Source organism: Bradyrhizobium sp. McL0615 (assembly GCF_049993905.1).
In the GTDB taxonomy this organism is placed as follows: Bacteria; Pseudomonadota; Alphaproteobacteria; order Rhizobiales; family Xanthobacteraceae; genus Bradyrhizobium.
Genome location: NZ_CP188254.1, coordinates 8501264 through 8524564, shown reverse-complemented (window position 1 = coordinate 8524564; position 23301 = coordinate 8501264). Strand labels below are relative to the sequence as shown.

Annotated in this window: 20 protein-coding genes; 10 read left to right on the top strand and 10 right to left on the bottom strand. The window is 61.5% G+C overall.

Translation table 11 applies throughout. The features are described from left to right. Window positions 1–13: 13 nt before the first annotated feature. Window positions 14–1672, top strand: coding sequence for a methyl-accepting chemotaxis protein (locus ACPPVP_RS41095; protein WP_426529524.1), 1659 nt, complete (start codon window positions 14–16; stop codon window positions 1670–1672). Between the two features lie 329 nt (window positions 1673–2001). Further along, window positions 2002–4521, top strand: coding sequence for a leucine--tRNA ligase (leuS, locus tag ACPPVP_RS41090; RefSeq protein WP_426529522.1), 2520 nt, complete (start codon window positions 2002–2004; stop codon window positions 4519–4521). A gap of 215 nt (window positions 4522–4736) precedes the next feature. Here leuS and ACPPVP_RS41085 read toward each other — a convergent pair whose 3' ends face one another. Continuing rightward, a complete protein-coding gene (locus tag ACPPVP_RS41085; RefSeq protein WP_426529520.1) occupies window positions 4737–5048 on the bottom strand; it encodes a putative quinol monooxygenase in 312 nt (103 codons plus the stop codon). 184 nt (window positions 5049–5232) lie between these two features. On the opposite strand from ACPPVP_RS41085, the gene ACPPVP_RS41080 reads away from it, so the two are divergent. Continuing rightward, complete coding sequence (locus ACPPVP_RS41080; protein WP_426529518.1) at window positions 5233–5610, top strand: hypothetical protein; 378 nt, start codon at window positions 5233–5235, stop codon at window positions 5608–5610. Between the two features lie 38 nt (window positions 5611–5648). On the opposite strand, the gene radC is transcribed toward ACPPVP_RS41080, so the two are convergent. The 7 genes from radC to ACPPVP_RS41045 all read right to left on the bottom strand — a co-directional run bounded on the left by radC (window position 5649) and on the right by ACPPVP_RS41045 (window position 13245). Further along, window positions 5649–6362: a RadC family protein gene (radC, locus tag ACPPVP_RS41075; RefSeq protein ID WP_426529516.1), complete on the bottom strand. Its 714-nt coding sequence runs from the start codon at window positions 6360–6362 to the stop codon at window positions 5649–5651. A 218-nt stretch (window positions 6363–6580) separates the two neighbouring features. Next, a complete protein-coding gene (locus tag ACPPVP_RS41070) occupies window positions 6581–7354 on the bottom strand; it encodes a hypothetical protein (RefSeq protein ID WP_426529514.1) in 774 nt (257 codons plus the stop codon). 527 nt (window positions 7355–7881) lie between these two features. Continuing rightward, window positions 7882–8841 carry an MBL fold metallo-hydrolase gene (locus tag ACPPVP_RS41065; protein WP_426529512.1) on the bottom strand — a complete coding sequence of 320 codons (960 nt, stop codon included), beginning with the start codon at window positions 8839–8841 and terminating at the stop codon, window positions 7882–7884. A gap of 218 nt (window positions 8842–9059) precedes the next feature. Further along, a complete protein-coding gene (locus ACPPVP_RS41060) occupies window positions 9060–9842 on the bottom strand; it encodes a hypothetical protein (protein WP_426529510.1) in 783 nt (260 codons plus the stop codon). Window positions 9843–9905: 63 nt separating this feature from the next. Further along, the gene (locus ACPPVP_RS41055) at window positions 9906–10838 is read right to left on the bottom strand and encodes an SMP-30/gluconolactonase/LRE family protein (protein ID WP_426529508.1); all 933 of its coding nucleotides are present in this window, start codon (window positions 10836–10838) and stop codon (window positions 9906–9908) included. 149 nt (window positions 10839–10987) lie between these two features. After that, the gene (gene map, locus ACPPVP_RS41050) at window positions 10988–11812 is read right to left on the bottom strand and encodes a type I methionyl aminopeptidase (RefSeq protein WP_426529506.1); all 825 of its coding nucleotides are present in this window, start codon (window positions 11810–11812) and stop codon (window positions 10988–10990) included. Window positions 11813–11928: 116 nt separating this feature from the next. Next, window positions 11929–13245, bottom strand: a complete 1317-nt coding sequence (locus tag ACPPVP_RS41045; protein WP_426529504.1) for a mechanosensitive ion channel family protein — start codon at window positions 13243–13245, stop codon at window positions 11929–11931. Window positions 13246–13471: 226 nt separating this feature from the next. Between ACPPVP_RS41045 and ACPPVP_RS41040 the strand changes: the two genes are divergently transcribed. Then, the gene (locus ACPPVP_RS41040) at window positions 13472–15265 is read left to right on the top strand and encodes a potassium/proton antiporter (protein WP_426529502.1); all 1794 of its coding nucleotides are present in this window, start codon (window positions 13472–13474) and stop codon (window positions 15263–15265) included. 31 nt (window positions 15266–15296) lie between these two features. Here ACPPVP_RS41040 and ACPPVP_RS41035 read toward each other — a convergent pair whose 3' ends face one another. Continuing rightward, window positions 15297–15584 carry a DUF1330 domain-containing protein gene (locus ACPPVP_RS41035; RefSeq protein ID WP_426529500.1) on the bottom strand — a complete coding sequence of 96 codons (288 nt, stop codon included), beginning with the start codon at window positions 15582–15584 and terminating at the stop codon, window positions 15297–15299. A 2-nt stretch (window positions 15585–15586) separates the two neighbouring features. After that, window positions 15587–15814 carry a hypothetical protein gene (locus ACPPVP_RS41030; RefSeq protein WP_426529498.1) on the bottom strand — a complete coding sequence of 76 codons (228 nt, stop codon included), beginning with the start codon at window positions 15812–15814 and terminating at the stop codon, window positions 15587–15589. A 117-nt stretch (window positions 15815–15931) separates the two neighbouring features. Here ACPPVP_RS41030 and ACPPVP_RS41025 point away from each other — a divergent pair, with 117 nt between their 5' ends. From ACPPVP_RS41025 to ilvD, 6 genes are all read left to right on the top strand, one after another. After that, window positions 15932–16822, top strand: a complete 891-nt coding sequence (locus tag ACPPVP_RS41025) for a LysR substrate-binding domain-containing protein (protein ID WP_426529496.1) — start codon at window positions 15932–15934, stop codon at window positions 16820–16822. 376 nt (window positions 16823–17198) lie between these two features. After that, the gene (locus tag ACPPVP_RS41020) at window positions 17199–18407 is read left to right on the top strand and encodes a pentapeptide repeat-containing protein (RefSeq protein WP_426529494.1); all 1209 of its coding nucleotides are present in this window, start codon (window positions 17199–17201) and stop codon (window positions 18405–18407) included. Between the two features lie 84 nt (window positions 18408–18491). Continuing rightward, window positions 18492–18788, top strand: coding sequence for a LysR substrate-binding domain-containing protein (locus ACPPVP_RS41015; protein ID WP_426529492.1), 297 nt, complete (start codon window positions 18492–18494; stop codon window positions 18786–18788). Window positions 18789–18882: 94 nt separating this feature from the next. Then, window positions 18883–19812 (top strand): glycine reductase, encoded by a 930-nt coding sequence (locus tag ACPPVP_RS41010; RefSeq protein ID WP_426529490.1) that lies wholly within the window; start codon window positions 18883–18885, stop codon window positions 19810–19812. Window positions 19813–20107: 295 nt separating this feature from the next. After that, complete coding sequence (locus tag ACPPVP_RS41005; protein WP_426529488.1) at window positions 20108–21301, top strand: CaiB/BaiF CoA transferase family protein; 1194 nt, start codon at window positions 20108–20110, stop codon at window positions 21299–21301. Between the two features lie 148 nt (window positions 21302–21449). Further along, window positions 21450–23294, top strand: a complete 1845-nt coding sequence (ilvD, locus tag ACPPVP_RS41000; protein WP_426529486.1) for a dihydroxy-acid dehydratase — start codon at window positions 21450–21452, stop codon at window positions 23292–23294. Window positions 23295–23301: the final 7 nt, after the last annotated feature.

Here is a 23301-nt window from a genome sequence, read left to right as displayed (position 1 = left end):
CCGGAGATTTGTGATGTCTATTCGCTACAAGATTTTCGGCGCCTTCAGTGTTGTCATCCTGCTGGCCTGCGGGCTCGCATTCTACGGCATTCGGGGCATTTCCACCGCGGGCGACCAGGTGGTGCGCCTCTATGACGGCCCCTTGATGGGGATCAACCACGCGCGCTCGGCGCATGCCGGGTTGAACGAGGCGCGTCTCATCATGCAGCGCAGCCTGACCGACGGGGCGACGACCGAAGCCGTTGCCCGGTTCGAGAAGCTGGTTCGCAACATTTCCGAAGATCTCAGCGTGGTCCGGGACCGGGTCCAGAGCGCAACCGTCAAGGCGGCACGGGAGAAGGCTGAAGCCGGCCTTCGCGGCTGGTCGGGCGCCGGACTGAAAATCCTCAAGCCTATGCCGGGCGGCCTGACCGAGATCCCCACGACCTTCTCGCTGATGCAGCAGGGCGACGAGGCCGTCGCGGCGCTCGACGATCTCGTGGAGCTGGTGGCGGCCTATGGCTTCGACTTTCGCACCGAGGCGGAAGCGTCCGTCGCAGAGGCGCGCACCACCATGCTGGGAATCGCCATCGGCACCGCACTGATCGGATTGGTTCTCGCCATCGCCTTTGCATATTCGCTCAGCAAGCCCATCTCGGCCGCGGTGCGTGTCGCCGAACGCGTCGCGGCAGGCAATTTCGCTGACGACATCGCGGTCCGTCGGCGTGACGAGCTCGGCCGCCTCCTCAAATCGCTTGCCGTCATGCAGGCGAGCCTGAAGGCCCGCGCCGATCAGGATCTCGCGGTGATGTCCTCGAAGGACCAGACCCATGCGCAACAGGTCACCCGGCGGCAGCGCATCGAGGCCGAGATTGAAGCCTTCCGTTCCACGTTCACCGCAGCCCTCGCCAACACCGACCGGATGACGGGCGAACTGACCAACACCGCGCAGACCCTTTCCTCCATCGCGCACGCCGCCGGCAAGCAGTCCGTCGAGACCGCTTCCACCGCGGGCCAAACCTCGGCCAACGTTCAGACCGTGGCGACCGCCGCGAGCCAGCTCGGCGATTCCGTGCAGGCGATCAAGACGCAGGTCAACGACGCCACCACGATCGTGCAGCGCGCTTCCGGCATGGCCGGAACGGCCAACGAGACGATACGGGCCCTCGCCAGCTCGACGCAGCATATCGACGAGGTCGTGGGCTTCATCCGCAACATTGCCGGCCAGACCAATTTGCTCGCGCTCAACGCCACGATCGAAGCCGCGCGCGCCGGCGAGGCCGGCCGCGGATTTGCCGTGGTCGCCTCGGAAGTCAAGGCGCTCGCCACCCAGACCGCCAAGGCGACCGAGGATATTTCCTCGCAGATTGCCGAGGTGCAATCGGCGACGAAGCAGGCGGTCGACAATGTCGGCGCCATTGCTTCGATCATGGATGAGATCGATCGCTTCACGGCCTCGATTGCCGACGCCGTCAGCCAGCAGAACGCGGCGGCGAGCGAAATATCGCGGAGTATCGGCCACGCCGCCGCCGGAACGGAAAGCGTCGCCCGGAGCATTGCGGGTACGGCCACCGCGACCGAGAACACCAACCGTTCCGCCGACCTCGTGCTGGCGACCGCGCGCGACCTGTCGGACCAGGCCGCCGATCTGCGGGCGTCCGTGGATCGCTTCCTGTCGAACGTGGCGGCGTGACGCCACTCGTGTCCCGGCTCCGCCGTGCACCGCCAAAAGGCTTTGCGCCGCGACGGCGTTATGGCGGCCTTTGGCCATGCGGCAGTTCGGCATAATAAGGCGAACAACCGTCGACGTGTTCTGATCGAAGAATATCGCAACAACTGGACAGCCATTCGAAATCATGGCAATTGTGTAGTCATGACTATCGGCTCTACCCACACTCTGCTTCCAAGCACCATCGACTAGACGGTGGTGGGTTAGCGCGCGCTTTTTAGATGAAGCAACCCGCCGATGAGGCGGGTTTTTTGTTGCTGTCTCCTCGGCCAGATCAATGGATAGAGACAGAAATGGCTTACGACCCGAAGCGCATTGAGCCTAAATGGCAGCGTTACTGGCAGGAAAACGCGACATTTAGGACCAACGAGGATCGCGCCAAGCCGAAATTTTATGTGCTTGACATGTTCCCTTATCCCTCTGGCGAGGGTCTGCATGTCGGCCACCCGGAAGGCTATACCGCGACCGATATCATTGCTCGTTATAAGCGGATGCGAGGCTTCAATGTTCTGCATCCGATGGGATGGGACGCCTACGGACTGCCAGCGGAGCGCTATGCGGTGCGTACCGGCGTCCACCCCACGATCACGACATCGAAGAACATCGCCAACTTCAAAAGCCAGGTGCAGCGCCTCGGCTTCTCCTATGACTGGAGCCGCGAACTCTCAACTACTGACCCGGACTTCGTGCGCTGGACGCAATGGATCTTCCTGAAACTCTACGAGCGCGGCCTTGCCTATCAGGCGGAGGTGCCCGTCAACTGGTGCCCGGCGCAAGGCACGGTTCTGGCCAACGAAGAGGTCAAGGACGGCAAGTATGTGGAAACAGGTGAACCCGTCGAGCGACGCCTTATGCGTCAATGGGTGCTGAAGATCACTGCTTATGCTGACCGTCTGCTGGAGGATCTGGACGAACTGGACTGGCCCGAGGGCATCAAGACGATGCAGCGAAACTGGATCGGTCGATCGGAGGGAGCGGAGATCACTTTCGTTATTGATGGCAGCAGAGAGCTTCTGTCAGTTTATACCACGCGACCCGAGACAATCTGGGGCGCGACCTTCATCGTCTTGTCGCCAGAGCATCCGCTGGTGTCCATCATCACGACCCCGGCCCAGTGTGGTGCAGTGGATGCCTATCTTGCCCGCGCCGCATCGCTCAGCGACGTCGAAAAGTTGCAGGAGCGCGCAAAGACCGGGACGTTTACCGGGGCCTACACCATCAATCCAGCAACCGGTGCGCCGATCCCGGTCTGGATCGCGGATTACGTGCTGATGGGCTATGGCAGCGGTGCCATCATGGCCGTACCGGCGCATGACGATCGAGACCACGCCTTCGCGCGGGCTTTCGGCTTGCCGATCGTCGGCATCATCGACGCTCCCAATGGAATCGATATCCAAAAAGACGCCTGGGAAGGAGACGGCACGCTCGTCAATTCCGGTGCTTGGACCGGCCTCGGGGCGCCGGCCGCGAAGACGGCTGCTATCGCCTGGCTCGAAGAACACGGCATTGGGAAAAGCCGCATGCAATACCGCTTGCGGGACTGGCTGTTCTCGCGACAGCGATATTGGGGCGAGCCCTTCCCGATCCTGCACCGATCGGACGGCGCCATCGTGCCCCTGCCGGAGGATTCCTTGCCACTTCTGGCCCCGGAGTTGAATGACTACAAGCCTACAGAGGCAGGCGATCCTCCTCTGGCACGGGCAAAGGATTGGGTGCGCACCAGCGATCCGGCCACCGGCCTGGCAGCGCTGCGCGAGACCAACACCATGCCCCAATGGGCAGGCTCTTGCTGGTATTATCTGCGATTTGCCGATCCCGATAATCGCACGGCGACGATCGACCCCGAGCGGGAAAAATACTGGTTGCCTGTCGATCTCTATGTCGGTGGCGCGGAACATGCCGTTCTCCACCTGCTCTACGCACGCTTTTGGCACAAGGTGCTCTACGACATCGGTGTCGTCTCAACGAAGGAGCCGTTCCAGAAGCTGTTCAATCAGGGCATGATCCTCGCCTACTCCTATAAGGACAGTTCGGGGAAATATTACCGTCCTGACGAGGTGATCGAACGTGATGGTCAGTGGTTTGCCGGCGACAAGCCGGTGAGCCAACAAGTCGAGAAGATGTCGAAGTCGAAGTTCAACGTTGTCAATCCGGACGAGGTGATCGACATCTACGGCGCCGATTCCATGCGTCTTTACGAGATGTTCATCGGGCCACTCGATGTCGCCAAGCCTTGGCAAATGTCCGGCGTTGCCGGTGTCAGTCGTTTCCTTCACCGTGTCTGGCGAGTTGTCGCGGATGACAGGGATGGCCTGAATGAACAGGTCTGCGAGATCGAGCCACCGGCCGAAGTCACGCACCTCATGCACAAAACCATCCGCTCGGTCGGCGAGGATATCGAGGCGATGCGGTTCAACACGGCAATCTCCAAACTCATGGAGATGTCGAACGCGCTCACTGCGCTGGACCGAACGCCGCGTTCCGTCGTGGAGGTCTTTGTGCTGCTGCTCGCTCCCTTCGCGCCGCACATCTGCGAGGAATTATGGGGCTTGCTGGGTCACGAAACGTCGCTTGCCTATGAGCGCTGGCCTATATTCGATTCAGCATTGGCGGACGATGAGCGTCGTGAGTATGTGGTGCAGATCAACGGAAAACTGAGACACAAGGTTCTCGCTGCGTCAGGACTCTCAGGCGCCGATCTCGTTCTTATGGTTCGCGCTGATCCACGTGTGGCCAGCCTTCTTGATGGAAAGCAAATCGTAAAGGAGGTAGTGGTGCCAAACCGCCTGATTAATTTTGTCGTGAAGAATTGATTGCAGCAAAGTCGAGCGAGCTTTGCTGCAATCGCGCGGTATGGCGCCAATACCCTGACGATAGGAGCGACAGGCACCTGGTTCGACCACACCAAAAAGCCAAATCAAGATTCCCAATCCACATGGCCAAAAGCCGCCTAACTCGGCCATGCGGCATAATCCAGCTTACGGCATAACGGTCAGGCTCCCTGCATCGTCGGTCTGGTTCTGTGACCTCAGATGAAGCGGAACTGCTGCCGCTCGCGCTTGGCGAGTTTTGGGATCGCCTGACCGACGATGATGTTCTTGAAGTGGTCGGTCTGCTGATGATCGGCAAACGCGGCCTCGCCCGCGAACACCTCGTAGAAGAAGAACTCCCGCGGCCTGGCGACGTTCTGGTGGATCTGGAACGCCTTCACGCCGGGCTCGCGCTGCGCTTGCGGCAGAAAGTCTTTCAGAAGTGCGGCGATCGCGCCTTCCTCTCCGGAATTGACCTCCCAGAATGCGGTGACGATCAGGTTCTGGTTTGCATTGTCGATGGTTGCCATGATGCTCTCCTGTGAAGCCGGCGCCGGTTCGATTTCCGGTCGGCGACTGAAGCATCATCATGCCCGCTTCGATGACATGAATGTTTCGATGCGTGACGAAGTGTCGTATCCGTGATGTTGGAACTTCGCCGGTCATCGAAGCGTTGGCCAGAGCGATCTCCCACTTCGGAAATGGAGCAGGCGCATGGCGAAAACGACCGTGCTCGCGATCGGCATCGAGCCTTCCCTGGTTGCCTTCAGCGCCTTCCCGGGGCTCACGAGCGAACTGGTGACGAGCTACATCAATGCGCAGATCGAAAAACTTCGCGCGATGGGATATGAGGCCGATAGCTGCCTGATTGATCTCGGTGATACGGCCGAAGCCGTCGCTGCGGCGGCGCTGGGCGCAAAGCAATATGACTGCGTGGTGATCGGCGCGGGCCTGCGCGAACCGCGAGAGCGGCTGCAGCTATTCGAACGGATCATCAATCTGGTTCACCTCGCCGCACCGCAAACCCGCATTTGTTTCAACACCACGCCGGCAGACACGGCTGAAGCCGTGCGGCGATGGGTCGAGCCGTGAGGGGGGCGATCCAGCGATCGTTACATTGCGGATGAAGTTTAGATCAGCTTCAGCCCCTTCAAACTCGTATGCCCGTTCTTGCCGACGATGATGTGGTCGTGCACGGAGATGCCGAGCGGGTTCGCGATCTGGACGATCGCCTTTGTCATATGGATATCGGCCTGCGATGGCGTCGGATCGCCGGAGGGGTGGTTGTGCACCAGGACCAGCGCGGTCGCGGAAAGTTCGAGCGCGCGCTTGATCACTTCGCGCGGATAGACCGGGGTGTGGTCGACGGTGCCGGTCTGCTGGATTTCGTCCGCGATCAGCTGGTTGCGTTTGTCGAGGAAGAGCAGACGAAACTGCTCCTTGTCGGCGAAGGCCATGCCGGTGCGGCAATACTCGATCACGTCGTTCCAGGACGACAACGCGATCTTGCGCCTGATCTCGCCCTTTGCCACCCGACTCGCAGCGGCCGCGAGCAATTTGATCTGGTTGATCGAGGCCTCGCCGATGCCCTCGACCTCGCGCAGCCGCGCAACCGGCGCGTGGATGACTTCGGCGAACGAGCCGAATTTTTTCAACAGCGCTTTCGCCAGCGGCTTGGTGTCGCGCCGGGGCAGAGCCGGGAATAACGCCATCTCCAGCAGTTCGTAATCGCTCAGCGCTTCCTGGCCGGCGGTGTAGAAGCGCTCGCGCAGGCGCTCGCGGTGGCCGTGATAATGCGGCGTTTCGCTGGACTGATCAGGGGAGAGAACGGTCTTGGCTGGCATCGGTCGTAACCATGCCGCGGCTGCGCGTTTTTGCAACTCTAAAGTGCGTGCGCATATCGGAAAAAAGACCCCCGAGCCGAGTGCCACAAGCCCACGCCACATCGCGGTGTTCGATGTCTTTCAAAGGGGGTGATCAATAATCCGTCTCCGGGTCGAGGGTCGACGCGAAGCCCCGGCAACGGAACTTCGCGCCGGCCACTGCCGCAGGAATCTACCTGCTATGCCGTTGCCTTTTCTTGCTCCCTCGTCTTCGCTGGTTTGATGACCGTCGTCGGCACTCGGAGCCATGCCTCCTGGGTGATGGCGACCATGGAAGGCTGATCAATGATTCCGATCGTGTCCCAGGTAAACAGGGCGTAGCCCGGTTTGGTGCCATCGACCCCAGCCGGTACAGCGGTTTGGAGCTGCTTTGCAAGCCAACTGAGCGAACCGTAGCCGCAGAGGCTGACGCAATGATCCTCATTGGTATCCTTGTTGAAGCCGAGAGCGAACCATCCGGTCTTGCCGTTCGTTGAATGCCAGGCGGTTTCCAGCTGACCGGCGGCGACTCCAATCTTGACCGGGCCTTGATAGATCGCGCTGTTCAGCGTGGACAAATTGGTCCAATCCACAGACAGGATTCTTGGGCCGTCATCGTAGAGATGTTCGCTTTGATGAAAGCCGCTCTTTTGCATCCCCTGCATCACTTCGTGGAGATAGGCCCCTTCCAGCACGTTGTGGCTTTTGGCCCATCTGATCACCTCGTTGTCCGAAACGAAGATTTCCGGATGGTGACACGCTTTTGCAAACGCTTCCTCGGCGGTGACGCAATCGCCGTGGTCGAAGTTGCCCCACGAAGAGAGCTTCTTGGGCATCGTGATGAAATTTGGAGGCGCCGCCGCGAGGCCGATCTCGCTGTGGGGAATAGCGGCGGCCAGCACGCTTCGGGGGGAGGGCATCGCTCCACGTTTGAGGGTTCTACCTTGTCCACTTCCACCGAGCTCAATAGCCATGTTCGTTCTCCGTTGCTAAAATGAAGTTCGATTATTTCGGCTTTGACTGCTTCGCGTCATCCGTGGTGTCGTCATTCTGTCGGCGGTCAGGTGAAGAGCCTGTCTGTTCTCTTCCTCCATCGCCGGTGGAGCTGGAACGCTCAGGGACGTATCGAGGCGCCTTGTCGATAACCTTCTTTGGCGTCGGGAAAGCGCCTCGCTTGGGAGTCGGAGGTTTGTCGTTCATATTTGACCTCTTGCGAGAGTCTGAGCGTAATCGCTTCAGATGTGCGATCTACGGTTGGCGCTCGAAAATCGAACCACCATTCGGATACACGGCATGTGAACTCGTTCACACGCACAACCATTTGTTGAGCGGTGTCGTGCGAAAGACTGGTCGACATCCGAAATTACAGATAAGCGGCGTACAGAAGCTGACGCTCCTTGATGAAATCTGTTTGGGAAGCTTGATCCGTGCGGTGCGTGCGCATGTCGACAAAAAAGGCGCCGAAAATCGGCGCCTTTTGGACTCGCAATGTTGCCGGCTATCAGGCCTTCACGGCCGCGAACGCATAGCCGTTGCCGTCCTTTGACAACGTGCCGACGTTCGGGAAGCCGAAATGATAGCCGGCGATCATGCCCTTTTCGGCGATGACGCGATCGAAGAACGCGCGCCGCGTGGCCTCGGCCTTCGGGCCGTCGGCATCGAAGCCCGAGAACCAGCCGGGATTTCTGACGAACAGCTGGTGGATGCCGGTGACGTCGCTCTGGATGAACAGTTGCTGTCCTCCCGATGCCACGAGGAACGCCATATGCCCGACGGTATGTCCGGGAGTGGCAATCGCCTTCACGCCAGGGGCGATATCGGCGCCGTCACTGTACTGCTTGACGTTCTTCCAGGCCGGGAAGGTCGCTTGAATCCGCTTGATGAAGGGACGGTTGGCTTCCGGCACCTTCTCGACCAGCGCCGGATCGGTCGCGAACTTGAACTCCACCTCCGGCATCAGGATTTCCGCATTCGGAAACACCTGCGCGTCGGTCTCCTTCACCCAGAGGCCCGAGATGTGATCGGGATGGAAATGCGAGATCACGACGGTGGAGACCGTCGCCGGATCGAGGCCGGCCGCCTTCATGTTGTCGGCGAGCTTGCCGACGGTTGCCGGGCCGTTGCCGCCAAAACCGGTGTCGAACAGCACGACCTTGCCGCCCGTGCGGATCGCGGTGACGGTAAAGGGGTTGTCGATCTTGTCGGGACCGATGCCGGCCGCAGTCAGCGCCTTCTTGACCTCATCGAGGGAGACGTTCTTCACCATAGCCTCGGTGACCGCACGCTCGACGCTGCCCTCATGGAGGCTGAAGACCTCGATGTCGCCGACCTTGTATTTGAGGCTGTCGGCCGCCTTCTGCGCATGCGCGGCACCGATGAACGAAACCGGCCCCTTGAGGCCGAAAACGAGCGCCGCCCCCGTGCTCCCGAGGACCAGATCGCGACGTGAAATCTCGAACATGCCCTTGCTCCCTTTGGTTGAACCCTAGCCCGCCAGGCCCCTCGGTTCCGAGGAGCTCACGCTACGTGCTACACCACATGACCCCGGATATTCCGGTGCAACGACAGGGCGTGTTGCCGCTGGGCGGCGGGAGCCTCAGGAAGACGGGAGATAATGCGCCGGTCCCAAGTGTCCGGTCAGAAATGGCGTCCCGGCGGGTCGATGCTCCGCTGAGGAGGTCAGGCTGGAACGGTGTTCAACACCTCCCACAATTTCATCGGGGCTCCGCCCCAGTGCCAGAATGAGTAGCCTTGGTAATTCCGGGCGTTGCACAGCCGGATGAATTCCCGGGCGCGCTCGGCGCAGGCCGATGCCGAAGCACAGCCGCCTTCGGCGGTGCCGATGAAGCCCGCGCCGACGGGGACGAACGGAATCGTCAAATGGGCATTGCCCGTCACCGCGCGGTCGACGCGGTTGGTGACGCTGGGACTGGCGCCATAATAGGTTTGCGGGAAGTTGAAATGCGCCTTCCTGGCGATCTCGTTGAACTTGGGGAGCCAACCGGCGATATTTTGCGGAATGTCGTTGCTGGATATTCCAAGCGGTTTTTCCAGCCCGTCGGCAATTTCCCGCATCGCCGCGCCGTAAGCCTTCGCTGCCGCCAGGTCGCCATGAAAGTAGGCGCTCGTTCCCTCTGCATCCATGATCATGCCGTCGAGTTCGAACGCCTCGGCGAGATCGCCCAGCAGCTTCGCCTCCTTCTTCGCAATGGCAGCCGTCGCGCAATGGGGCACCTGCCAGCCCCAAATCTCGATACCGTTATCGTGCGCCAGGCGGATCAGTTCCTTGAAGTCGCGCGCAACATCATCTCTCACATTCGCATAATGTGAAGTTCCGTCGGCAACTTTCACCCACAGCGCTGAAAGACTGGCTCGTTTGGCTTTGACGATCATCTCTGCCGGGCTGCCTTCCGCGGCCACGACGTCACGAAGCTTCCAGATATACATGCTGCGCTGGCCCACTCTTCGTCCTTCTCCTCATGATGGCATCAAGACCGTTCAGCGGCTGCTTCGCGTTCAGGCCGCTCAGCACATGCCGGGCACTTGCAGGCATGGCTCGCGGCCGGGACGGTCGGCGCGGAACGCCTCTATGAAGCGGCCTTCCTTCTGGGTCACGAAGACGGTTCTGCCGTCGGGACCGCCAAAGGTGAGGTTGGTCGGCTGCTTTCCGATCAGGGGCACCTCGCGCTGGAGCGATCCATCGGCGCCGATGATGGCGATTTTACCGGCCGACAGCCGCGCGAGATAAATTCGGCCGTCGAGGTCGGTGCGCAGGCCGTCGACCTCGAAATCCGCAAAGCCCCTGACCAGCCGCGGGTCGAGCAGCTTATTGCCGTCGAGGCGATAGGCCCATACCTGCCGCGAATTCGACTCGCTGACATAGAGCGTCGCACCGTTCGGGCTCAGGTCGATCCCGTTGGTCACGCCGAGGCGCCTCGTGCTGGACATCACTTCGCCTTGGCCCTTGCCGTCGGCGCCGCGGGTAATGCGCCAGATCTGGCCGCCCGCTGGCGTCGCAAAGCGCGGGTCGCTGGCATAGAGCGTGCCGTCCGCCGCGATCGCCAGGTCGTTTGGCTGATTGAAGCGATCAGAATGAAAGTAGAGGCGCGGCGCGGTTTCGCCTGATGCGATGACCCAGATCGTGTGCTTCTTGAAATCAGCCACATACATCCGCCCCTGCCGATCGAAACGAATGCCGTTACCGATGCTGCCTGCGGGAAGCGACGTGAAGAGCTGGGACTGCGAGGCGCCGGCCGCCAGCTTGCCGATCGTGCCGCTCTGTTGAAAATTGACAACGTAGAGGTTGCCGGATGCGTCGACCGCAGGCCCTTCGATGCCGGACGTGTACTCGCCCGGCGGCGTGATACGCTTGCTAACGAAGAGGGCCTCGTCGGCCACACCGCTCCGGCTTGCGAAGAAAGCCGTAAACGCGATGAGAAAGGCTGGGATCAGTCGCATGAGCGACTGCTGCAAATCACTCAGCCCTCGTAGGGTGGGCTGAGCGAAGCGAGCCCACCACTTTGCAGCGTGCTCGGTGAGAGAGATGGTGGGCACGTCGCTTGCGCTCCTCTGCCCACCCTACGGCGTCTGGGAGCAGACGTCCGTGCCTACGCTGCCGTCAGTGGCTTCTCGCCATGGCGCTGCGACAGCGTGAAGATTTCGACGCCGGTCGCGGTCACGCCGACCGAATGCTCGAACTGCGCCGACAGCGAGCGGTCGCGCGTCACCGCGGTCCAGCCGTCGGACAGGATTTTTACATGCGGCTTGCCGAGATTGATCATCGGCTCGATGGTGAAGAACATGCCGGGCTTCAGCGCCACGCCTTCGCCGGGCCGGCCGATATGGATGATGTTCGGCTCGTCGTGGAACATGCGTCCGAGCCCGTGGCCGCAGAAATCGCGCACCACGCTCATGCCCTGCGGCTCGACAAAACTCTGGATGGCGTGGCCGATATCGCCGGTGGTGGCGCCGGGCTTCACCGCGGCGATGCCGCGCATCATGGCCTCATAGGTAACCTCGATCAGCCGCTCGGCTTTGCGGGCGATCGGCCCGATCACGTACATGCGGCTGGAATCGCCGTACCAGCCATCGACGATGAAGGTGACGTCGATATTGACGATGTCGCCTTCCTTCAGCGCGCGGTCGCCGGGCATGCCGTGGCAGACCACGTGATTGATCGAGGTGCAGGTCGAGTAGCGGTAGCCGCGATACATCAGCGTCGCCGGATAGGCGCCGTGGCTGAAGGCGAAGTCGCGGACGAATTCGTCGATCCGCGAGGTCGGAACGCCCGCCTTGACGATGTCGGTGAGCTCGTCGAGGCACTCGGCGACCAGCGCCCCCGCCTTGCGCATGCCGGCGAAGCCGCTCGCGCCATGCAGTTTGATCTGGCCGGTTTTCCGCAAGGAGGTGTCTGACGCTTCAATATAGCTCATGGGCGGTCATGCTTCGAAGGAACGGTACTGGGCTGATTTGATAGCCTAATTTAATGATCGGAACGCTCAGTGCAAGCCAAGGGTTTGCCACGGCGAGATTATAAAAGGCTTGCATCCTAGCCGGAAACTTCCACCACGGGCTCGACCGGCAGCGCCCCGCCGCGGACGCGGATTTCGCGGACCGGATAGGGAACACGGATGCCCTCGCGCTTGAAGGCGTCCCACAGCGCCAGCATCACATCGCTCTTCACATTGTCCATGCCGTCGGGATCGGCGATCCAGAAGGTCAGCGAAAACTTCATGCCGGCCTCGGCGAATTCGGTCAGGATGCAGTTCGGCGGCTTGTTCTTGATGGCGCGCGGGGCGGCCGCAGCGATCTCGATCGCCAGCTTGCAGACGAGGCGGGGATCGGCGTCGTAATTGGTGCTGAACAGCACCTTCACCAGCGTGTTCTTGTCGGTATAGGTCCAGTTCACGACCTTCTGCGTCACCAGATCCTCGTTCGGGATCAGGAACTCGCGGCCGTCGCCGGCGGCGACCGAGATGTAGCGCGTCTTCATCGCGCTGATCCGGCCCGAGCTGTCGCCGATGGTGACGAGATCGCCGGGCTTAACGGATTTGTCCGCCAGCAGGATGATGCCCGAGATGAAGTTGGCGACGATCTTTTGCAGGCCGAGACCGATGCCGACGCCGGCCGCGCCGGTGAAGACCGCCAGCGCCGAAAGGTTGATGCCGACGGCGCCGAGCGCGATCGCGATCGCCACCACCATCAGGCCGATGCGGATGATCTTGACCAGCAGCACCTGGATCGAGGGCGTCAGGTCGGTGGCGCGGGTAATCCGGCTTTCGATGAAGTTGCTGGCGATATTGGTCAACCACAGCGCCGCGATCAGCAGCGCGCCGGCCTTGATCAGCAGCAGCGGCGTCAGCCGCAGGCCCCCGATATCGACCGCAAACGAGTCGAGCGTGTCCGCCGCCGGATCGAGCTGGCCGAGGATGCTCAGCGCCGCTACGAACCATGCCGTTATCGACACCAGCTTGACGATAAAGGCGTTACGCATCACCGAGGTGATGAGCCGGATCACGAGCCAGGCCAGCGCCAGCTTGGCGGCGACCATCAGCAGATAGCTGCGGCTCGGCCATGTCAGGTGGTACATCGTGATGCGTTCGGCGATCACCAGGATCGCGAATATCGCGGTCGACGCGCTGGCGACCAGCACGCGGACGAAATGCCGCAGCGGCAACGGCCAGCGCATCGCCAGCGAGGTCATGTCGACCCGTGCGCGGATGGCGGTATCCGCCACATAGGCGATGCCGGCGGCGGTCAGGATCAGCCCGAACTGCAGATAAAACCATGGCGAGGCGATCTCTGCGCCGACCGATCGCGCGGTCGATTGCAGAAACTCGATGATCTCTTTCGGGGCCATGTCCATCGGCAAAATCTCGTCAGGCGCGGCGCAGTCAAATGTGATTCGACGTGGGCAGATTTCCACAAACAGGGCGGACGGACCATCGATACATGGGCCGGCGAAGCCAATTAAGCCCTTAAAACGGGGCAGATTGCCGCTAACGCAGAAATGGGTTGGCGTTCAACTGTGGCAACGATAAGGATGCAATTGCAAGTATTTGCGAGGATTGTAGGGGTTATCGCGGAGGTTCATGGCTTCTCTCGACTCGGTCAGCATCGCCATCTTTCTGGGCGCCGTTCTTGTCATGGCGGGCATCCTGTCGAGCCTGCTCGCGCTGCGCTTCGGGGCGCCGCTGCTGCTGGTGTTCCTCCTGATCGGCATGCTGGCGGGCGACGCCGGGCCGGGCCAGCTCAGCTTCAATGACGTCCGCACCACCTATCTGGTGGGGTCGGTGGCGCTGGCGCTGATCCTGTTCGACGGCGGCCTGCGGACCAAGTTTCAAAGTATCCGTGCCGTGCTGGCGCCATCGATGGTGCTGGCGACCATCGGCGTGTTGCTGACCGCGGTGGTCGCAGCGCCGGCCGCAAAATATGCGCTCGATCTGAGCTGGACCGAGGCGCTGCTGGTTGGTGCCGTGGTGGCCTCGACCGATGCCGCAGCCGTGTTCCTGCTCGTCCACACGCAGGGCCTGCGCCTGCGCCCCAGGGTCGGCGCAACCCTGGAGGCCGAATCCGGCACCAACGACCCGTTCGCAATCTTTCTCACGCTCATGCTGGTCGAGTTCATTTCATCAGGCGAAAGCTCGCCGTGGCATGTCGTGATGGAGCTCGCGCGCGAAGGCCTGCTCGGCGCCTTCCTCGGCGTGATCGGCGGCCGCCTGGTCGTGCTGGCGCTCAATCGCATGGCGCTGCCGCAGGGCCTGCACGCGCCCTTTGTCACCACCGCGGCGCTGGTGATCTTCGGCGTGGCGCAGATCTCGCACGCCTCCGGATTTCTCGCGGTCTATCTCGCCGGCATCGTCGTCGGCAACCGGCCGACGCGCGCGCATAATTCGGTGGTGACGTTTCTCGACGCCGCGACCTGGCTGGCGCAGATCGTGATGTTCGTTCTGCTGGGCCTGCTGGCGTCGCCGCAGCGCCTGCTGGACAGCGCTGGTGCTTCCGTGATCGTGGCGCTGGTGCTGATGCTGGTGGCGCGGCCGCTCGCGGTGCTGGTGTGCCTCATGCCGTTCCGGTTCAACTGGCGGGAAAAGGTCTTTATCGCCTGGACCGGCCTGCGCGGGGCGGTCGCGATCTTTCTGGCCTCGATCCCGATGCTGGTCGGGTTGTCGAAAGCCTATCTCTATTTCGATGTCGCTTTGGTCGTGGTCGTCATCTCGCTGCTGCTGCAGGGCTGGACGTTGGGCCCGGCAGCGCGGTGGCTGCACGTGGCGCTGCCGCGCGTCGACCGCGGTCCGCGGCGCGTCGAGCTGGATCTGCCGGGCCAGCTCGAACAGCAACTGGTCGGCTATCCGGTTCGGTCGAAAAGCCTTTATTTCCGGCGTGGCCTGCTTCCATCCTGGTCAAAGCCGACGCTGGTGATCCGCGAGGAGCGCATTCTGTCGCCCATCGAGGCCGATCCGGTCGTGCCGGGTGATTACGTCTATCTGCTGGCGCCGCCGGAAAAGGCCGAGGCACTGGATCGTTTCTTTGTCGACATGCCGCCGAGCTCGGCGCCCGATCCGCATCTGCTCGGCGATTTCATGGTATCGGGCGAGCACACCCTCGGCGAACTGGCCGCGATCTACGGCGTAGCGGCCGAAGAAGAGCAGGCGAAGCTGACGCTGGCGGATTATTTCGACATTCACCTCGACCATGCGCCCAAGGAAGGCGCGGAGCTCGTGCTGGATCCGATCGTGCTGGTCGCGCGCAGCATCAGCGGCGGGCGGGTCAGCGTGGTCGGCCTGCGGCTGCCCGAGGACGAGGAAGCGGCCGTGCCACTGACGCGCCGGCAGAAGTTCAAGCGTAAGCTTTCCGATATCTGGTCGTCGGTGGCGGGGGTCTGAGCGCGCGGTCGCACAGCGCCGCCGGTCTTTCTCAAGCGCCTTCGACGATGATGAAGTCCGCCTCAGCACATTGCTGGCGGATCGCTTTCGCTTCCTGATACTCGGCGCTCCGGTAGCAGGCCATTGCGGTTTCGCGATCGGCGAACTCAACGACGACATTGCGCTCGCGCGCCTGGCCTTCCATCAGCTCGAATGGGCCGCCGCGTACGATGAACCTGGCCCCGAATTTCTCGAACGCCGGTCGCGCCGCGGCGAGGTAGTCCGGGTAGCGTTCGGGCTGCCGAACGCTGACGCGCACGATCCAGTAGGCTTTGGGCATGATCAATCTCCGTGTTCAGGTTTGATCGACGGCAGGCATGGTGGATGGTTCAGCCGCGTTGCGAAGGCGGCAAACGCTGCGATCAACCGGGCAAACGCGGCCCGAATGGCGGTCGCCTGTGCGACCCGCGCTTCCCGAATGAGCTTTTCTTTCATTGCGGAATAGTCAGCGGGCGACCTCAGCCGGATTTCGGTGACGCCGGCCTCGATCCGGTTTGTCATCTGCATCATGGCGTCCATCGTTCGTACACGCGCTCCTCGAAGCGCTGGGATGCGATGGCTTTACGACGGAGACATAATCACATAAAATGAATTATAGTGATAAATATGATCTCTCAGAGAGATATCATGGACTTATCCGATTTGAAGATATTCAGCGCCGTGGTCCGCGAAGGCAGCGTGACCCGGGCCGCGCAGCGGCTGTATCGCGTTCAGTCCAACGTGACGACGCGTGTCCGCCAGCTCGAGGAAGATATCGGCGTTGCACTCTTCATTCGCGAAGGAAAGCGCCTGCATCTGTCGCCGGCCGGACAGGTATTGCTCGATTACGCCGACCGGCTCCTCGCGCTCGCCGAGGAGGCGCGCAATGCGGTGCAGGATCCGCGGCCGCGCGGTGTTTTCCGCCTGGGAGCCATGGAGAGCACCGCCGCCGTCCGCCTGCCGGGACCGGTGAACGAGTATCATCGGCTTTATCCGGACGTGGCCTTCGAACTTCGCACCGGGAATCCACCGATGCTTTCAAAGGCGCTGCTGGCCCATGAGCTCGATGCGGCGCTGGTGACCTTGCCGATTGCCGAAGCGCTGTTCGAGAAGGTGGCGGTGTTCAAGGAAGAGCCCGTCATCGTTTCCGCTGCCGGCACGCCACCGATCGGCAAGGGCAAGAACGCCTACTTCCCGCGCACCATCATCGCGTTCGAGCATGGCTGCCCGCACCGCAAGCGATTGGAGGATTGGTATGCGCTGCGCGATCAAATGCCGGAGCGCACCATCGAGCTGGGCTCCTATCACGCCATGCTGGGATGTGTCGTGGCGGGCATGGGCGTGGCGCTGCTGCCAAGAAGCGTACTTACGACATTTCCGGAAAGCCGGCGGCTGAAGGTCCATCGTCTGCCACCGGGCGAGAACCGTGCCGATACCTACCTGATCTGGCGCAAGGGCGCCGATTCACCCAAGGTGCAGGCGCTGCGGGATATCTTGACCAGGCCGCGCGCGAGGCGGCGCGATCTTGCGCAGGCCTGATGCAATGCTGTTACGCGTTCTGGGACACGACGGGTAGAGCTCGTCACAGAACCTTTCTGTTTAGCGCGAGGCGCTCAAGCGAGGCATTCTGGGTTGCTTTCTGAGGCCAAGCGGCGCATAACAGCACGACTACCAGAGATTGTTCTCTCTTTGATTGCTGGCTAGTTATATAATTTGATTTAGCATAGCTCGTCGCTCCTGCGCGCATATTGCTTGAAAAGCGCAATTGAGAGCGACATTGGTCGACAAGCTAGTCACCATTCATTCTGTGAAACTGCGCCTCGTTCGCCGTAACAGATAACTTGAAGGAGCGAGCGTTATCTAAGGGATTGCGGCAAATCTCTTCATCGCTGTTCAATCGATATGGGAGCGCCAAATGGAGCTAGCCAGTGGGGTTGCCACAATACTCGTCATCTTGTTCGGAGCTTATCTCGTCTGGTGGTTTGTGCCACCGCGTGTAGTTGGTCGCCTCGATATCACTAACACCAAAGACAGAGCCGATGTTACGGACAACTATCGTAAGACCATAGGTCAAGCACTCGGCGCAATTGTATTGATAGTCACCTTCGCTTGGACTTTCTACAAAGACAGAGAAACAATCGACCTTTCTCGGGCTCAGCTTAAGGCACAGGCAGACCAGTTCTTTGAGCAGCAGCTACAGACGCGTGATCAGTTTGTTAATCAGCAATTCATCGCGGCGTCTGGGCTGTTAAAAGAGAAATCGGTAGGCACCCGCATAGCCGGCTTGTACGCGATAGAGCAGATTGCGGAAACAAAGCAGGCTAGCGACGGAAGAAATAGATATTTGATTCCTGCTATCCGCGCTGCAATTGGATTCATCATGAGCTCTGGGGACGTCGGCCAAAGTGGAAATCCAATCGACCGCAAGATTCCAGCAGACGTTCAATCGGCGATCAGTATCCTCGCTAGTCTTAATATGAGCCGTCAGTTAGACGTTGATTTGCGAAAATCCTACTTGGTAGGGGGAGACTTCAGGCGAGCGAATACCAAAGCTTTCGTCGTGGCAAACTTTCAAGGGGCGAGGCTCTATGGCGCGAATATGAGCGGTTTAGATCTTACGAGTGCGAAGTTTGACGGCTCATACATGGCCGACTGGGAGGCATATGGCGCCGAGTGGGACGCGAAGCTTTCTGACCTCGAAGATTATGAAAACACTCGGCAGGACTACACCATTGACTTTACGGGTGCTATCCTCAATGACGCGGGATTTGATAATGTACGCATGGGAGGTGCTTCGCTTAAAGGAGCCTGCTTAGCCGGAGCTCGCTTCTACAACACCGATCTGTCTCGGGCGCATTTCCAGAACGCTAACCTGGGCAACACGGCGAGCTGTGATTTCAAAGGCAAGAAGGCCCACTTCTACAAGGCCAAATTGATCGACGCAGATTTTTCTGGTGTTGATGTTGCCGAAGTCAATTTTGAGAAAACAAATCTAGCGAAGGCGCGCTTCTTGAAAGCAATCAATGTAGACAGGGCAATCTTTACAGGAGCTTGCGTCGACGAAAAAACAGAATTGTCCCCCTCGATTTCAAACAAGCTTGAGCGATGTGCTTTGGCGAACTAAAGAACATACAAGTTGCGGTGATGCTGTCACCATAACTCGCGCACCATCATCGCGTTCGAGCATGGCTGCCCGCACCGCAAGCGATTGGAGGATTGGTATGCGCTGCGCGATCAAATGCCGGAGCGCACCATCGAGCTGGGCTCCTATCACGCCATGCTCGGATGTGTCGTGGCGGGCATGGGCGTGGCGCTGCTGCCAAGAAGCGTACTTACGACATTTCCGGAAAGCCGGCGGCTGAAGGTCCATCGCCTACCACCGGGCGAGAACCGTGCCGATACCTACCTGATCTGGCGGAAGGGCGCCGATTCACCGAAAGTGCAGGCGCTGCGCGATTTATTGACCAGGCAACGCTCCAGGAGGCGCGATCCTGCGCAGGTCTGATGCAATATCCGCAGTTGAGGAAACGGCGGAGTATCACTAGCCTGAGGCAAAGGCCGTCTAACGGCCGCCCGGTGGAAACGCAGGAGACACAACAATGTCCGCCCCCCTCGACGACCAGCTCGGCTTCGCGCCCGACTACGATTCCCCGGTCCCCTATATGCAGCGGACTCGCGACTACTACGCCGCGATCGGCTACACGACGCCTTATCGCTGGGCGCATTATGTCGATGCGCCGTTCCAGCCGCTGAAAAAGCCGCTGGCGAAGTCGCGCGTGACCATCGTGACGACAGCTGCCCAGCATGATCCGACCAAGGGTGATCAGGGCCCGGGCGCTGCGTATAATGGCAGCGCCAAGTTCTATCAGGTCTATGACGGCGACACCGCCAAGCAGCACGATTTGCGGATCTCGCATATCGGCTACGACCGCAAGCATACGACGGCCACCGACAGCGGCACCTGGTTTCCGTTAGCCTTGCTGCTGAAAGCCGCCGCCGCGGGGCGGATCGGCGAGGTCGCGCCGCGCTTCTTCGGCGCGCCGACCAACCGCAGCCATCGCGTCACCATCGATGTCGACGCGCCGGATATTCTCGCCCGCTGCCAGGCCGACAAGGTCGATGTCGCCGTGATCGTTCCGAACTGTCCGGTCTGCCACCAGACCTCCGCTCTGGTGGCGCGTCATCTCGAAGCCAACGGCATCCCCACCGTCGTGATGGGTTGCGCCAAGGACATCGTCGAGCACGCCGCCGCGCCGCGCTTCCTGTTTTCGGATTTCCCGCTCGGCAATTCCGCCGGCAAGCCGCAGGATGTCGCCTCACAGGCGCTGACGCTCGAACTGGCGTTGCGGTTGCTGGAGTCCGCTTCCGGCGCACGCACCACGATGCAGTCGCCGCTGCGCTGGAGCGATGATGCCTCCTGGAAGCTCGACTACAACAACGTCGCGCAGATGAGCCCGGAAGAACTGGCGCGGCGCCGCGCCGAGTTCGACAAGCAGAAAGAGATCGCGCGCGGCAACCGTGCGGCGTGATCGTTCACGGACATCAGATTTTCCGATGTGGACCGATGACCTACTGGGTGAAGCGGATCATGCTGCGGGACGGAGAGATAGTCACCGAACGCGAGCTAAGACATGACGAGAATCTATTTGAAGGCCCGGCGCCGGTCGTGGGTGACAAGATGACAGTGACGTGTCGCGGGCGGAAGTTTGAGGCGAGAGTGGTTTGGGGTAACTGGCCCGGACGTGAGACCAATGAGAATGCAATGATCATTCCGTTGCGTGTAGAAGAAATATAAACTGCGCAGGGACCCCAGGAGAAACTAACGTGACCCGACCGTTCGAAGGCGTGAAGATTCTCGACTTCACGCAGGTACTGGCTGGCCCCTATGCGAGCTACCAGCTCGCGCTGCTCGGCGCTGACGTCATCAAGGTGGAGCGTCGCGAAGGCGAGGACATGCGGCGCACGCCGCTGAGCCGCGAATGGGCCGAGCGCGGCCTTGCCCCCGGCTGGCAAGCCATCAACGGCAACAAGCGCAGCCTCACGCTCGACCTCTCGAAGCTGGAGGCGATCGCCATCGTCAAGCAGCTTGCCGCGCAAGCCGACGTGGTGATGGAGAACTTTCGTCCCGGCGTGATGGACAAGCTCGGCATCGGCTACGCGGCATTGTCGGCGATCAATCCCCGGTTGATCTATTGCGCGATTTCAGGCTTCGGCCAGACCGGCCCGGAACGATCGGGCGCCGGCTATGACGGCAAGATCCAGGCGTTGTCGGGCATCATGTCGATCACCGGCCATGCCGAGACCGGCCCGACGCGGGCGGGCTTTGCGGTCTGCGACGTCCTGTCCGGGGCCACCGCCGCGTTCGGCGTATCGAGCGCGCTGTTCCAGCGCACCCATACCGGCAAGGGTCAGTTGGTCGACGTCTCCATGCTGGAGGCGACGCTGGCGTTCTTGTCCGGGCAGGTCGCGGACTACTCGGTGGCTGGCCATCGCCAGCAGCTCTCCGGCAACCAGGCGGTAAGCCGCCGGCCGACCGCCAATCTGTTCAAGGCCGGCGAGGGCTATCTGCTGCTCGCCGTCAACAGCGAGAAACAATACATCGCGCTGATGACCGCGCTCGGCCGCGCCGATGCGCTGGAAGACCCGCGCTTCGTCGACTGGTTCGCCCGGCAGGAAAACGAGCCGGCATTGCGGGCCATTATCGAGGAGGCGCTGTCGAAGAAAGACCCGCGCGAGTGGGAAAAGCTCCTGGATGCCGCGGGTGCCCCCTGCGCCAGCATCTGGAAGGTTGAGGAAGTGATCGATCATCCGCAGATCGCCGCCCGCGGCGCCATTCAGGAGATCGATACGCCCTATGGCCGCCTGCGCTTTGCCGGCGGCGGGTTCCAGCTCGCCCATGGCGGCGGCCGGCTCGACCGCATGGCGCCCGCGCTCAGCGCCCACACCGACGAGGTGCTGGCCTCGCTCGGCTATGATGCGAAGGCGATCGCGGAACTGCGCGCCCGCGAAATCGTCTAGCGGTAGCCGGGGCAGGGCGCCTGCACCCTGTCCCGTTTTGGGTGGGCCAGCGCATGGCGACCCTGCGCCAAGGTACTGTAATCGCCGCTTTAATCGACAGAGCTCACCGTCTAAAAGACGCCATTCCCGATCCCGCAAAGGATAGATCATGCCCGCCTATCGCTCCCGAACCACGACCCACGGCCGCAACATGGCGGGCGCCCGCGGCCTCTGGCGTGCCACCGGCATGAAGAACGAGGACTTTGGCAAGCCGATCATTGCCGTGGTCAATTCATTCACCCAGTTCGTGCCCGGACACGTCCACCTGAAGGATCTCGGCCAGCTGGTCGCGCGCGAAATCGAAAAGGCGGGCGGCGTCGCCAAGGAGTTCAACACCATCGCGGTCGATGACGGCATCGCCATGGGCCATGACGGCATGTTGTACAGCCTGCCATCGCGCGAGATCATCGCCGACAGCGTCGAGTACATGGTCAACGCGCATTGCGCCGACGCCATGGTCTGCATCTCCAACTGCGACAAGATCACGCCCGGCATGCTGATGGCAGCGCTGCGGATCAACATCCCGACCGTGTTCGTTTCGGGCGGGCCGATGGAATCGGGCAAGGTCAACATCAAGGGCAAGCTCCGCGCGGTCGACCTGATCGACGCCATGGTCGCCGCCGCCGACAGCAATGTCAGCGACGCCGACGTCGAAGTGATCGAGCGCTCGGCCTGCCCGACCTGCGGCTCGTGCTCGGGCATGTTCACCGCCAATTCCATGAACTGCCTCACCGAAGCGCTGGGGCTGGCGCTGCCGGGCAACGGCTCGGTGCTGGCGACGCATGCAGACCGCAAGGGATTGTTCGTCGAGGCCGGTCACCTGATCGTCGATCTGGCGCGGCGCTATTACGAGCAGGACGACGAAACCGCGTTGCCGCGCAACATCGCCAACTTCAAGGCATTCGAGAACGCCATGACGCTCGATATCGCCATGGGCGGTTCGACCAACACCGTGCTGCATCTGCTGGCGGCGGCCTATGAAGGCCAGGTGCCGTTCACGATGCAGGATATCGACCGCCTGTCGCGGCGGGTCCCGGTGCTCTGCAAGGTGGCGCCGTCAGTGGCGGACGTGCATCTGGAAGACGTTCATCGCGCCGGCGGCGTGATGGCGATCCTCGGCGAGCTCGACCGCGCCGGCCTGCTCAACCGCGGCCTGCCGATGGTTCACAGCAAGACGCTGGAGGATGCGCTCAGCCGCTGGGATATCAAGCAGACCAGGAGCGAGAGCGTCCGCAAATTTTTCATGGCCGCCCCGGGCAACGTGCCGACGCAAACAGCATTCAGCCAGGAGCGTCGGTTCGAGGAGCTCGACACCGATCGCGCCACGGGCTGCGTTCGCGACGCCGAGCACGCCTATTCGAAGGACGGCGGCCTTGCCGTGCTGTCCGGTAACATCGCGCTCGAGGGCTGCATCGTGAAGACGGCCGGCGTCGATGAGAGCATTTTGAAGTTCGAGGGGCCGGCGAGGGTGTTCGAAAGCCAGGACGCCGCCGTCGAAGGCATTTTGGGCAACAAGATCAAGGCCGGCGACGTCGTCGTGGTCCGCTATGAAGGCCCGCGTGGTGGTCCCGGCATGCAGGAGATGCTGTATCCGACCAGCTACCTCAAATCGAAGGGCCTCGGCAAAGTCTGCGCGCTGGTCACCGATGGCCGCTTCTCCGGTGGTTCATCAGGCCTGTCGATCGGGCATCTTTCGCCGGAAGCCGCCGAAGGCGGGTTGATCGGCCTGGTGGAAGAGGGCGACCTGATCAAGATCGACATCCCCGCGCGCTCCATCAGCCTCGCGGTCGATGACGCCACGCTGGCGAAGCGGCGCGAAGCCATGCTGGCCCGTGGCGCGGAGGCATGGAAGCCCGCCAAGAAGCGGAGCCGCAAGGTGACGATGGCGCTGAAGGCCTACGCGGCGCTGACGACGAGCGCGGCGCGCGGCGCGGTGCGGGTCGTTCCGGAGTAAGCTTCTG